The organism is Streptomyces sp. NPDC091649 (assembly GCF_044756785.1).
GTDB lineage: Bacteria > Actinomycetota > Actinomycetes > Streptomycetales > Streptomycetaceae > Streptomyces.
The window spans coordinates 40,656-54,651 of the sequence record NZ_JBIVTR010000006.1; the positions used below are offsets into that span (position 1 = coordinate 40,656).

2 protein-coding genes are annotated in these 13,996 nt (G+C 75.3%); both read right to left on the bottom strand.

The window, feature by feature from the left end; all coding sequences use genetic code 11:
- Nucleotides 1-2: 2 nt before the first annotated feature.
- The gene (locus ACIQMU_RS13290; protein ID WP_402688879.1) at nucleotides 3-13,085 is read right to left on the bottom strand and encodes an SDR family NAD(P)-dependent oxidoreductase; all 13,083 of its coding nucleotides are present in this window, start codon (nucleotides 13,083-13,085) and stop codon (nucleotides 3-5) included.
- A 29-nt stretch (nucleotides 13,086-13,114) separates the two neighbouring features.
- Nucleotides 13,115-13,981 (bottom strand): ACP S-malonyltransferase, encoded by an 867-nt coding sequence (gene fabD / locus ACIQMU_RS13295; RefSeq protein WP_352243413.1) that lies wholly within the window; start codon nucleotides 13,979-13,981, stop codon nucleotides 13,115-13,117.
- Between the last annotated feature and the right edge of the window lie 15 nt (nucleotides 13,982-13,996).

Genomic DNA, 13,996 nt, shown 5'->3' on the forward strand with positions numbered 1-13,996 from the left:
CGTCAGTTCAGCTCCTCGAGCGGCAGGATCGGGCGGCCGGCGGCGATGCGCTCGGCGGGTGCGGGGGAGAGGGAAGGGGCCGAGGCGGGGGAGAGGGCGAGCGGGGGAGGCGCGGGGACGGGCGCGGGCCGCTGTGCGTCCCGGTCCACCCAGTGCCGGGTACGGCGGAAGACCGCGGGCGGCAGGCTCGGGCGCTCGCCCGGACGCACGGCGAGCTCCGCCGCGCTGGGCTCGCGCAGGATCGCGTGGCAGTTGACGCCACCGAAGCCGAAGGCGCTGACACCGGCCCTCCGGACCCCGTCGATGGGCGCGAAGTCACGCAGCTCGGTGTTGGGGTAGAACGGCGAACGGTCGAAGTTGAAACGGGGGTTGGGCGTCTCGCAGTGCAGGGTCGGCGGGATCCGGCGGTGCCGGAGCGCCAGCACGACCTTGTGCAGCCCGGCCATGCCCGCGGCCATCAACGTATGACCGATGTTGGACTTGACGCTGCCGACCGCGCAGTACCCGCGGCGGTCGCCGGCCGATCCGAACGCCCGCGTCAGAGCGCGCAGTTCCATCGGATCGCCGATCATCGTGCCGGTGCCGTGGGCCTCGACGTACCCGATGCCCGAGGGCGCGACCCCGGCCAGTTCCTGTGCGCGGCGGACCACTTCCTCCTGCGCGTCCGGGTTCGGAGTGGTCAGGCCCATGGTGCGGCCGTCGTTGTTGACCGCCGCCGACTCCAGGACCGCGTACACCCGGTCGCCGTCGGCGAGCGCCCTGTCCAGGGGCTTGAGGAGGAGGGCTCCCGCGCCCTCGCCGAGCACGAGGCCGGCCGCGCGGGAGTCGAAGACCCGGCACCGGTCTTCGGGGGAGAGGGCCCCGGAAGCGCTCAGCTTCAGATACGGCATCTCGTCGAGCAACAGGTCCGCCGCCGCGACCAGCGCCGTGTCGCACTCGCCGAGGCGCAGCGACTGCTCGGCCATGGCCAGGGCTGCCAGCGACGACGAGCAGGCCGTGTCGAGAACGAAGTGCGGGCCGCGCAGGTCGTAGACCTGGGCGAGGTGGGCGGCGAGGAAGTTCTGGTTCAGGCCCGTGACGGTGTTGCGGTGCGGAACGCGGATGCGGGAGGCGTACGAACCCGTCTGCGCGGCCGCGAACACCCCTGTGCGGGTGCCGGCCAGCGCGGAGCGCTCGTAGCCGGCGTCCCGGAAGGTCTGCTCGGCGCACTCCAGGACGAGCCTGATCAGCGGGTCGACATGGGCGGCGTCCTCCGGAGCGATCCCGAAGGGCTCCGGATCGAAGTCCTCGATCCCGTCGAGGAACCCGCCCCACCGGGACAGTGAACGGCCCGGCCGCTGATCCGGCGCGTACAGGTCCGCCGTGTTCCAGCGGGACGCCGGCACCTCGCGGATCGCGCTGCGGCCCTCCGCCAGGAGCTTCCAGTAGGCGTCCGTGTCCGGCGCCCCCGGGAAACGGCTCGCCATCCCGATCACGGCGAGCGGACGCGGGCCGGGGGGCGGCCCCGTGTCCCCGGCGGGGCGGGGACGGGGCGCCACGAGCGGCTCGACGGCCGGTTCGGGCGTACGGCCGACGCCCTGGCCCGCGGCCCACCGTTCGACCCCCTCGGGGAACGCGTCCGTCAGGAAGCCGGCGAGCCGTGCGGCCGTCGGGTTCTCCAGGACGACCGACGGGTCGAGCGGGGCGCTCGTCAGCTCTTCGAGCCTGCCCACCATCCCGGCGATCAGGATGGAGTCGACGCCCAGATCCGCGAAGGAGGCGTCGGCGGTCACCGCGTCCTTCGCGAGCATCAGCTCCTGTGCCATGAGGTCGAGGAGGAATTCCTCGACCGCCGTCCTGACGGCAGCGCCGTGGGCGCCGTCGGAGGTCGTCACCTGGTGCTCCTTCTGCTCATCGGTCCGGCCCCTCGGGGGGTCCGGAATGTCGTCGGTGCCGCGTTCGCCGCACGGCGTGCCGGCCGGGCCCCGGGACGGACCCGGTGCGGCGTCCGGTCCTGCGCCCGGTCCTGCGTCCGGTGCGGGCGGGAAGTCCTCGGGGCGTACGGCGGCCGCGACGGCCCCCTCGATCCGCCCTTCGATCACCCGCTCCAGCAGGCCGAGCCCGCCTTCGCGGGTCAGTGCGCCGAAGCCGGCCGTGCGGTAGGCGCCCGCCGTGACCTCCCCCATCCCGAGGCCGGTCCAGCTGCCCCAGGCGACGGAGAGGTAGCGGGTGCCCTCCGGGCCCTCGGCGGCGTTGCGCTCGGCCGCGTACGCCTCCAGATGGGCGTTGGCCCCGGCGTAGTCGCCGAGTCCGACCCCCAGGTGCGGCAGCACCGCGGAGACCGACGAGTACAGGACGAAGAAGTCCGGCCGGTCGGCCCCGACGAGATCGTCGAGGACGCGCAGCCCGGAGATCTTCGGCTCCCAGGTGTCGGCGACCGCCTCGGGAGAGCGGCGCACGAACGCCGGGTGCCGGCGGTCGACCGACCCGGCGCAGTGCAACACCCCTGCCACCGGGCCCAGGTCCGAGCGCACGCGCCCCAGGAAGGCGTCCAGCGCGGCGCGGTCCGTGAGGGCGCCGGCGTGGATCTCCACGCGTACGCCCAGGGCTTCCAGGGCGGTGACGGCGCGCACCAGTTCGGCGGTCCTCGGGTCCGCGGGGCTCCCGGAGGCGTCCGAGGAGGCGGCGATCGCCGCCCACCGGTCGCGCGGAGGCACGGGGCGCAGGCCGAGCAACGCCAGTCTGCGTGCGCCCAGGTCGGCCAGGCGCCGGGCCGCAGCGAGGCCGAGGCCCGCGGTGCCGCCGGTCACCAGATAGGTGCGGTCAGGGTCCAGGGAGGGACGCGCGGACCCTGCCGCGACGGTGCGCAGCGGGCCGGGGACGTAGCGTTCGGTGCCGCGCAGGCACACGTCCGCCGGCGCCCCCGATGCCGCCGCCAGCTCCTCGCGCAGGGACGCGAGCACCTCCTCCGGGGAGGTGGTGAGCGGATCCAGGTCGACCGACGCGGCGCGCACCGCCTTGTACTCGGCGCCGACCGCGCGGATCAGTCCCGCCATCGCCGCGCCCCGGGCCCGTGGCCCGGAGTTCCCCAGCCGCTGCCGTCCGCGTGTCACCTGCAGCACACCGAGCTCGTGGCCCGCCGCGGTGGAGCGGCGGATCAGTTCCTGGAGCAGGCCGATGCGGGCGGCCTCGCGGGCCAGCGGGGCCCCGGCCTCGTCGGCCGAGCCCTCCGAGATGTCCGTCAGGTCGACCACGGCGTCCAACTGGCCATATCGCGCACACAGTTGCTCGGCGAGCAGCCGCCCTGCCGCGTGATCCGCGAGGTCCATGTCGTACTCGTCGGGACCCAGGCGCGGCAACAGGCTCCGCTCCCGCACCAGGACCCAGCCGCTCTTGTCCGCACCCGAGGCGTGGGCGGCGGCCTCGGCGAACCCGAGCGTGTCCCGGGTGCCGACGATGAGCACCCCGAGCATCCTGCGGGCGGGGCCGGACGGTGCGGGCAGAGGCGCGCGCGCCCAGTCGCGGGTCAGCAGGGCCGGGACCGCGTCGTCCCCGCCGGCCGACGGCTCGGTCGCGGGGGCGACGGCCGTGGCAGGCGGTGCGGCCGGGGCCGACGAGGCCGCGGCCGTCCGGGCCGGCACGCCGGAGGGGCCGAACTCGGCACTGTGGTCGAACGGGTAGCCGGGGAACGGTATCCGTCGCCGGGGGGTGGTGTGCAGGGCGGCCCAGTCCACCGCTTCGCCCGCGGCCCAGCGGACCGCGGCGTCCGCCGGATCCGTCGGACGCACCGGCGCGGCCGCGGCGGCCTCCCGGTGCGGTCCGCCCAGGTGCGCGGCGGGGCTGCCGGCCTCACCGGTGTCGTGGAGATACGCCTCCAGGCGCTCGCGCAGCTCGGGCAGCGAGGACGCCACCACGGCGAGCCGTTCGGCCAGCGGGGTCCGGCCGGTCTGCGAGGTCCAGGCCAGGTCGTCGAGCCGTACGTCCGCCTCGGCGGCGAAGTCGTACACCCGCCGCGCCTGCACCCGGAGCTGGTCACGCGTACGTGCCGACAGGACGAGGACCTGGGGGCCCTGCTCCACGGCGGCCCGTGCCGGGCGGGCGGGCGGCTCCTCCAGTACGACGTGGGCGTTGACCCCGCCGAAGCCGAACGAGCTGACCCCGGCCCGCAGCGGTCCGCCGTCCGGCGCCTTCCACGGCTGCGCCTCGCGCAGCACCCGGAAGGGCGAACCGCCCAGCTCCAGATACGGGTTGAGTTCACCGAGACCGGTCACCGGCGGCAGCGTGCGGTCCCGCAGCGCGTGCACCGCCGAGATCAGCCCCGCGACGCCGGCCGCGCTCTCCAGGTGTCCGACGGACGCCTTCAGCGCGCCGAGGACCGTGGCGCCCTCGGACACCTCGTGCTCGGCCGCCCGCTCGAACGCCTGCTTGAGGCCCTGGACCTCGATGGGGTCGCCCAGCTTGGTGCCGGTGCCGTGCGACTCGATGTATCCGATGGACGCGGGGCCGGTCCCCGCGTCGCGCAGCGCGGCGACGATCGTGTCGGCCTGGCCGCGCGGCGTCGGCGCGGTCAGCGAATGTGCCCGCCCGCCGTGGCCGACCGCGGAGCCGCGCACCACCGCGTGGACGGTGTCACCGTCCGCGAGCGCCCGGGAGAGCGGCTTGAGCAGGACGGCGCCGACGCCCTCGGCGCGTACGTAGCCGTCGGCGCGGGCGTCGAAGGTGTGGCAGCGGCCGCCCGCCGACAGCATCCCGCCGCGGCCGAGCGACACGTACCAGGTCGGGGTCATCACGACGTTCACCCCGCCGACGAGCGCCGCGTCGCACTCGCCGGCGCGCAGGGCGGCCAGGGCGTGGTGCAGGGCGACGAGCGAGCTGGAACAGGCGGTGTCCACGGTCTCGCTGGGGCCGCGCAGATCCAGCAGGTACGACACCCGGTTGGCGACGATGGCGTGCACGTTGCCGGTGACGGTGTGGCCCGCCACATCGGTGCCGTGCTCGCGCAGCACTTCCAGGTAGTCGTGCAGCGTCGCGCCGGCGAAGACGCCGGTGCGGGTGCCCGCGAAGGACCTGGGGTCGTACCCGGCGTTCTCCAGCGTGTGCCAGCAGGTCTCCAGGAAGAGCCGCTGCTGCGGGTCCATCAGCGACACCTCCCGGGGCGAGAGCGAGAAGTGGGCGGCGTCGAAGGCGGTGACGGAGTCGAGGAATCCGCCGGTCCGGCAGTCGGTGGTGCCGGGCTCGCGGCGCGGATCGCCGTCGTAGCTCCGCCAGTCCCACCGCTCGGCGGGGACCTCGGTGACCAGGTCCCGGCCCGTGAGGAGGTTCTGCCAGAACGTCTCGGCGTCCGGCGCCCCGGGGAAGCGGCCCGCGAGGCCGACGATGGCGACGGCCTCGCGCTCCGGGTCCGCGGCGGCCGGAAGGCTCCCGGCGTCACCGGCGTCACCGGCGTCACCGGCGTCACCGGCCTCACCGGCGTCACCGGCCTCACCGGCCTCACCGGCGTCACCGGCGTCACCGGCCTCACCGGCGTCACCCTCGGCGGGCGCGGCAGCCCGGGCCGGCACCCGCGCCTGGGCCGATACCCGCGCCTGGGCCGATACCCGCGCCGGGGCCTTCAACCGGTCGGCGCCGCTGCCGGGGGCCGGCACGGTGTCCGCCGCGGCCAGCGTCGCGTGGACCGCCGCGCCGTGCCGCCCGAGCAGGTGCTCCGTGAGGGCGTCCGCCGTCGGGAACTCGTAGAAGGTCACCGGCGTCAGAGCCGTCCCGAACGCGTCGTTGAGCCGATTGGCGAGGGTGGTGAGCAGCACCGAGTTGAAGCCGTAGGCGCCGAGTTCGGTGGCCGGGTCGAGGCGCTCGACGGCCACTCCGGCGACCTCGGCGATGCGGGCGAGGACGAGCGTGCGGACCCGCTCAGGGGTGACCTCGGCCGCCGGGTGCTCCGGGGCCCTGGCCGACGCGTGCTCTGCGGCCCCCGGGGCCGTGGCGAGTCCGGCGCGGCCCAGTGCGGCCACGGTGCGGCCGGCCCCGGCGCACGAGACGTAGAGGCGGGGCTCGTGGGACCGTACGGCGTCCTCCAGGACCCGCATGGCCTCCGGCGTGCCGACCGGTACCAGACCGATCGCCGTGACCGCCATCTCGGCGGCCTCCGCGTCGAGCCGCATGCCGCCCTCGGCCCACAGCGGCCAGGCGAGCGAGGCGGTGCGTCCGCTGCGCCTCCCCGCCGCCACCTGCTGTGCGCGGCGTACGGCGAAGGAGTCCAGGTAGGCGTTGGCCGCCGAGTAGTCGCTCTGCCCGGTGTTGCCGACCGTGCCGACGACCGACGAGAAGAGGACGAAGACCCCCAGCCGGTCCTGTGCGGTGAGCTCGTCGAGGAGCGCCGTGCCGGTGGTCTTGGGTGCGAGCACCCGGACGATCGACTCGTCCGCCTTGTCCTGCAGGAGCGCGTCCTCGATGAGCCCGGCCGTGTGCAGGACGCCGTCCAGACCACCGAAGCGGGAGCGCGCGGTGCGCAACGCGGCGTCCAGCGCCGCCCGTTCGGTGACATCGGCCCTGACGTACAGCCCGTCGCCACCGAGGGACCGCAGTTGTGAGCAGAACCGCTCGTGCTCGGGCCCCGGAGCCGAACGGCTGATGAGCGTCACCTTCGCCTCGTACTGCTCCGCGAGGTGCACCGCGATCAGCCGGGCGATGGCGCCGGAGCCGCCGGTGACCGCATAGTGGCCCCTCTTCTCGAAGCCGGGTCCGTCACCGCCGGAGAAGCCGGTCTCCGCGAACCGCAGGACCCGGCGCCCGTCGCTCCCCAGGCGTACCTCCGCGTCGGCGCTCTCCGCCTCCGCGACCAGGGCCGGCAGCGACGGGGCGACCCCGTCGGCGAGTTCGACCCGCACATGCCGGTAGCGGCTGGTCTCCCGGGCGACGGAGCGCCCGAAGGCGGCCACGGCGGCCTCGGCCGGGTCCGCGTGCTCGGCGGAGGTGACGTGTACGTACGTGAACGGGGGCAGCGCACCGACCGAGACGGCCCGCCCCAGATCCGCGGGCAGCCGCTCCGCCACGGCCGCCGCCGTGTCCTCGGCACGCTCCGCGCGGCCGGTGAGACCCCGCCGGTCGACCAGGACCACGGGCCCGTCGGCACCCGCCCGCTCCAGAAGGGCACGCAGGTCGTCGGCGTTCCCGCGGCGGACCACGGGGGCCGCCGGGTCGTCCGGGACCTCGCCGGGCGCGCACTCCACCGCGCGCAGGCTCAGCCAGGGCTGCTTAGGGCCGGCGCCGGGCAGGGGCGGGGTCTCGGCGGTGTCGAGGACCAGGACCGTGCCCGGGGGGCCGGCGTCGACGAGCGCGCGTTCCGGGGCCGCCTCCCAGTGGGGCGTCCACGCGGTGGCCGCCGCGGCGCTCCCCTGAACCGCAGTGTCGTCCGGAGCGGCCCCGGCGCCGGTGTCGGAGATGTGCAGGGCGGCCGACGGCAGCCAGTACGGCACCCGCTCGAAGGGGTACGCGGGCAGCGGCGTACGGCGTGCCGGGGGCAGCAGCGCGGTCCAGTCCAGCGGGGTGCCGTGCACCCACAGCCGCGCCGGCGTGGCCCACTCGCCCCGGGCGGCGAGCGACGCCAGGAACTCCTGACCGCCCGCCAGGTCCTCGAAGAGCCCGGAGAGCGGCCCGCCGCGTGCCAGACGGCCGCTGTGGATCGAGGACGACGACTCCGCCGTGCCGTCCGCGATCTTCTCCAGCAGACCGATGACCGTCTCGCGGTCCGACGCCGTGAACGCGGCTCGGACGTCGAGGGCCTCCCGGCCGGCCCGCAGCGTGTGCGCCACGTCGGCGAGCCGCGCCCCCTGTCCGGGGCCGCGCAGATGATCCGCCAACCGGCGTGCGGTCACCCGCAGTCGCTCGTCGGTGTGAGCCGAGAGCACGAACAGTTCGGTACGCACCACGTCCTCCTCCGGTTCCGGGTGCGGTGCCTCGTACGCTTCGACGACCAGGTGCGCGTTGACGCCGCCCGCTCCGAAGGAGCTGACTCCGGCGCGCAGCGGCGGGACGCTCCCGTCGGCCTCCAGCCCGACCGGCTCCCACGGAGCGGCGGCGGACTGAAGACGGAACGGGCCGCCGTCCAGCTCGACGAAGGGGTTGGGGGTGTCGGCGTGCGGGGTGGGCGGCAGCGTCCGGTGCTTCAGCTGCAGCAGCACCTTCGTCAGACCGGCGATGCCGGCGGCGGGCTCCAGATGCCCGATGTTCGCCTTCACGCTGCCCAGCGCGCAGCTGCCCACCTGCTCACGCGGCCCGAACGCCCGGGTCAGCGCCCGCACTTCGATCGGATCACCGAGCGAGGTGCCGCTGCCGTGGGCCTCCACATAGCCCAGCGTCGCCGGAGCCACGCCCGCGCCGCGCAGCGCCGACGAGACGAGGGCCGCCTGCGCCTCCGGACTCGGCACGGTGAACCCGCTGGTGCGGCCGCCGGAGTTGACCGCGGTGCCCCGGATCAGGCCGTACACGTGGTCGCCGTCCGACACCGCCCGCGAGAGGGGCTTCAGCAGAACGGCGCCCGCGCCCTCGCCCATCACGAAGCCGTCGGCGCCGTCCGCGAACGGCCGGCAGGTCCCGGCCTTCGACAACATGCCCATCTGCGCGTACTGGATGTGGCGCACCGGGTGCAGCACCAGGTTGACGCCACCGGCGATCGCTGCCCCCACGTCGCCGCGCCGGATCGCCTCGCACGCCAGGTGCAGGGCGACGCCCGAGGCGGAGCAGGCGGTGTCGACGACCATGCTGGGGCCGGTCAGGTCCAGGAAGTACGAGACCCGGTTGGCGATCGCGTAGTTGTCGGCGTACGGGTAGGGGGAGTGGCCGGTGGGCGCCCCGTTGGCGCTGAACGTGCGGTAGTCGTCGGCCATCGCGCCGACGTACACGCCCACCTCGCGGCCCAGTGTGTGGCGGTCGTACCCGGCGTCCTGGACGGCCTCCACCGCGGTCTGCAGGAACAGCCGCTGCTGGGGGTCCATCTGTTCGGCGTCGCGCGGGGCGATGCCGAAGTACAGGGAGTCGAAGTCGGCGACGCCGTCCAGGAACGCGCCGATCCCGCTGTAGGTGCGGCCCTGCCCGCCCTCGGGGGCGTACACGGCGCTGTGGTCCCAGCGGTCGGACGGCACCGGGCGGGCGGCGCTGCGGCCCGCCAGGATGTTCTGCCACAGCTCGTCCAGGCTGCCGGCTCCGGGATAGTGCCCGGCCAGGCCGACCACCGCGATCGGGTCGTCCTCGGGCGGCAGGGCGGGGGCGCCCGCCCCGGGGGAGGGGGAGACGGTCCCGGCCGCCACCGGCCGCGGCGGCGCGGGCCGTGGGTCCTCGGTGCCGCCGGAGTCCGCCCGGGGCTCCTTCGCCCCCGCGCCCCCGTCGCCGTCCTGCTCCTCGTCCACCAGCGTCGCGGCGATGTCGCCGAGCGTCCGGTGCTCGAAGAACAGGGTCTTGGGCAGTCGCCCGTACCGCTTTTCGAGGCGGATGATGGCGTCCACCACGGCGAGCGAGGTCATCCGGATCGCTTCGAGCGGCGTGTGCGGACCGATGTCCGCGAGCGGCAGCCCCAGGACGTCCGCGACGACCGCGCAGACGGCCTCGCGCGCCTCGGCCAGGGTGCCGGTGGCGGGCGCCGCGGGCGTGGCCGGCGCCGTGGAGGCGCTGGTGGTGAGCCGCGCCGAGGGCTGGGTCGCCCGCAGGACGGTCGACAGCGGATCCGTGTCCTGGGCCAGATCGACCAGTGCCCGGCGCCGTACCGTCTCGCGCACTCCCGCGTCCGACGGCCTGCCCGCGGGCTTCCCGGCGGGCTCGGCGGCCGTGTCGGCGGTGTCGTCGTCCGCCTGGGGCTCTTCCGGTTCGAACGCCACCGAGGCGACCGCGGACGTGGGCGCCCGGTAGACGACACCGCCGTCCTCACCGGCCCCGCCCGCCTCGGCGAACGCCCCGAGCGCCGAGTCGAAGAAGCGCCGCACCGGGGTGTTGCGCTCGCTGGCGACGTACGGCGCGACGAGCTCGCCGACTCCGGCGTCGTCCAACTCGGCGGCTACGGCGGCCAGGAAGGCGTGCTCCACGCCGCGGCCGAGGACCCGGCAGCTCATCAGGAACGTGTCGAGCGTCGCCGAGTCCCCCTCGGCGTCCTCCCGTGTGATCGCCAGACCCACCAGGCCGTAGTCGCCGAAGCGGTCCTTCGCGTGGGCGGTGCGGACGCGCACCCTCGGGTCGCAGAGCAGGGCCTGCATCGCGGACTCGCCGCGCCGGACCGTCGACAGGTTGAACTGATTCGTGCGGTACGTGAGTTGAGAGATGCGCGGGTACTGCTCGGGCGTGGGCGGCGCGACCTCCACGGACAGTTCCAGGCCGTTGATGAAGTCGGTGAGCGAGGCCGCGCTGCGGCGCATCGCGTCACGGTCGCCCCGCGCCCGGTAGAAGTCGGTGCGCCGGCGGTCCTCGTCGGTGACGGTGAGCCGGTCCAGCGACCAGATCCGGTCCAGGAAGCCGGGCACGTCCTGGCCGTTGACCGGCACCTGCAGCGACAGCACCTCGGGGTGCGCCGAACGGACGGCGGCGACCTCCACCGGGTTGTCGTCGAGGAAGACGAAACTGTCCAGCCCCAGGTCGAGTTCGGCGGCGAGCGCCGCGATGTTCAGCGGCTTCGGGTCCCAGTTCACGCGCCGCGCGGTGATGTGCTCGGAGCGCAGCGGCATGTCGTCGCGTACGGCGAAGACCTCGGCGACGTCCGCCGCCTCGTTCTTGCTGGCGAGGCAGAGCAGCACGCCCTCCCGCTGGCGGGCGACCGCCCATTCCTGCACGGCCAGATGGGCGGCGTCGAGCCGGATTCCCCGGGGCCCCTCCTCCCCGACGACGCCGCCCCACAGGGTGTTGTCGCAGTCGAGGACGATCACCTTCGAGGGAGACGTCAGCGCGGTGTGCGCGGCGCGCGCCAGGCCCGCCGCCAGGGCGACACAGCCCTCCTGGGTGAAGGGGATGTGGGCGGCCTCGTCGCGGGCCTCGTCGTAGTAAACCCGGCCGGCCGGCGCGATCCCGCCCGCCCACCGCTCCCGGCCCAGGACGTGGACGCCGGAGACGCCGGCGAGGGCTTGAGTGATCAGCTCCTCGGCGGCGGTGAGCTCGGCGTCCCGGCCCCGGCCGTCCCGGTTCCGGGGAGAGGGCGGGCACAGCGACACGAGCACGGGCACGGAGCTGCGTCCCGCGTGTGCGCGCACCGCGTCGGCGAACTCCTCGGCGGTACGCCCGCTCTCCCCGGCGGGCCAGTCCTCGCTGCGCACGAGTACGGCCTTGAGCCCTTCGTCGACGGACGCGAACACCCCGTCGGGGGCGAGCAGTTCCTGGAAGACCTGCGCGTAGTCGGCGGCGGCCGCCCGCAGGCCGAGACCCAGCCGGTCGCACCAGTGCTGGAGGGGATCGAGCAGGGGGTCGAGCGTGAAGGTCGCCACCAGGGCGAGGGTGGACGGACGCTGTTCCGCGGGATCGTCCACGGGCTCGGCCGGCGCCTCGGGCGCGGGCACCGGAGCGGCCGCGCCGCCCCGCGGCCCGGCGAGCGCGCTCCCCGGCTCCGCGAGCTCCGCGCCCTCCTCGGTGAAGGCGAGCACCTCGGCCCGGCCCGGCGCGGCGGGCGATGCGGCGGCCCGGGCCACCGCGGCGGCCACGGGCTCCACCGCGGCGCCGCGGTCGCCGCCCAGCGGCGTGGCCGTCATGGCGGTACGCAGCCGGGGCGGGCGGACGATGGTCCACGAGGCCCCGGTGTGCTCGACGGCGGCCGCGTGCACGAGCCCCTCGACGGCGGACTTCGCGGTCACGTAGGCCGACCAGCCCGGCTGGGGGTCGGCCGTCCACGCGCTGGAGACGGCGACCACACGGCCGCCGCGGCCCGCCACCTCGGCGGCGACGGCGGCGAGGGGTTCACGGGCGAGTGCCACCGCACGGGCCAGATAGTCGGCGGCGCGCCGAGAGGTGGCCGGCTCCAGCGGCAACTCGGCCGGAGTGGGGCAGGCGTTGAGAACGAGGAGGTCGAGACCGCCGTGCTCGTCCCGGATGCGCCGCAGCACGCTCGCGGCCCACGTCGGGTCACCGGCGTCGCCGGGCGCCGGGTGGATCCGGACTCCGGCCGCACCGAGCTGACCGGCCATGGAAGCCGCGTCCTCGCCGCTGCGGTGGAACCCGGCGTACACCTCGGCCCCCTGGAGGGCCAGCGCCTGCGCGATCGCGGCGCCCAGGCCGCGGCTGGCGCCGACGACGAGCGCTGTGCGCCCGGCGAGCGGCGTGCCGCCCGGCAGCAGCGCGGTCAGCGCCTCGACGTCGCCGGCGGCGACCTCGGCCCGGTGGAAGGCGCGCACCTGTGCCCGGGCCCGCACGCCCAGCACGGTGGCGGTGCCCTCCAGGCGGAGCATCCGGAACCGCTCCTGCACGTCGGCGACCTCGGCGTGCCCGGTGAAGGGGCCGGTGCCGGTCGCGTCCTCGAAGGCCACCTCGAAGTCGGACAGCAGCGCGGCCCGGCCGGGGGCCTCCATGCCGACCAGATAGCTGATCCAGGCCAGCACGCCCACCGGTACGGGGCCGAGGCCCCGCTCCCGCAGCCCGAGCCGCTCCACCAGTTCCTCGACCCCGTCCCAGCGGGGCGCGTAACCCTCGCCGAGAGCCAGTCCCGGGGTGAAGGCGCCGAGGTCCGCGTCGCGCGGCTGCCCGGCCACGGCGGATCCGCCGTCCTCCGGCACCGCTCCCGCGTCTGCGCCGGGGCCCTCGCGGAACTCCGCGGTCACCTCCAGCAGGGTGCGGCCGCCGTCCCGCAGCTGTACCACCGCGCGGGCCGCCGAGTCCTCGACGACCTCCGGGGTGTAGTCCTGGTCGGCGTAGACGGGCGCCTGGAAACGTGCGGTGATCCGGACCGGGCTGCGGCCCGGCCGCGGTGCGAGACCGGACAGGGCGACCAGGGCGCCGAGCACCCCGTAGACGACGGGCTCACCGAAGGCGGTGCGCCGCGCGTAACCGGCGTCGACGTGCAACGGATTGTCATCGGCACTCGCATGCCGGAACGTCTCGACCACGGCGGCTTTGGCCCGCACCCGGGTCGGCGTCGTGTGGACTTCCATGATCGCCTCTCGACTCAATCGCTCGTGGGTCACGCGGTGGGGGACAGTGCTCGGTGGGCCGCCCTGACCTGGGCGACCAGGCCGGTCAGCACCTGGCCGGGCCCGAGCTCGCGGAATTCCGCGTCCGGGTGGCCGAGCAGGTACTCCACGCTCTCGGTCCAGCGCACCGGCGACGCGATCTGCCGGGTCAGCAGACCGGCCGGCTCCTCGGAGCCGTACGGCCGCGCCGTCACGTTCGACACCACCTCGATGCGCGGCGGTCCGAGCCGGTACTGCGCGAGGAAGGCGCCGAACTCCTCGGCCGCGTCCGCCATGTACCGGGAGTGGAAGGCGCCGCCGACCTTGAGCGGTACGACCGCCCTGGCCTCGTCGCCGAACGCCGCGCCGAGCCCCTTGATCTGGTCGCGGGGGCCGGCGACGACGGTCTGGCCGGGAGCGTTCAGGTTGGCGATGTCGACACCGGGCGCGTGCCGGGCGAGGACCTCGCGGATCCGCTCCGGCTCCGCGCCCATCACCGCCGCCATGCCGCCCTCGGGCGCCTGCGCCATCAGCTCACCGCGCCGGACGACGATCTCGAGTCCGGTGAGGAAGTCGAATGCGCCTGCCGCGAACAGCGCCACGTACTCGCCCAGGCTGTGGCCCGCGACGGCGTCGGGTACCTGCCCGGTCTCCCGCACGGCGTCCAGGTAGGACAGAGCGCCCACGACGTACATGGCGGTCTGGGTGTTGCGGGTGTCGGTCAGTTCCTCGGCCGAGGCGTTGAGGCACAGGTCCGTGATGGACCGCCCGAGCACCGAGTCGGCCTGCCGCACCAGGTGCGGGAACTTGGGGAACAGGTCCTTGCCTATGCCGGGGCGGTGCGAGCCCTGGCCGGGGAACACGTGGATGAGCGTCATGTCCGGGTCTCCGAT

What these genes read in the sequence shown, in the direction of transcription:
- ACIQMU_RS13290 (WP_402688879.1), bottom strand. Translation starts at nt 13,085, where the DNA reads ATGGAAGTCCACACGACGCCGACCCGGGTGCGGGCCAAAGCCGCCGTG.
- fabD (WP_352243413.1), bottom strand. Translation starts at nt 13,981, where the DNA reads ATGACGCTCATCCACGTGTTCCCCGGCCAGGGCTCGCACCGCCCCGGC.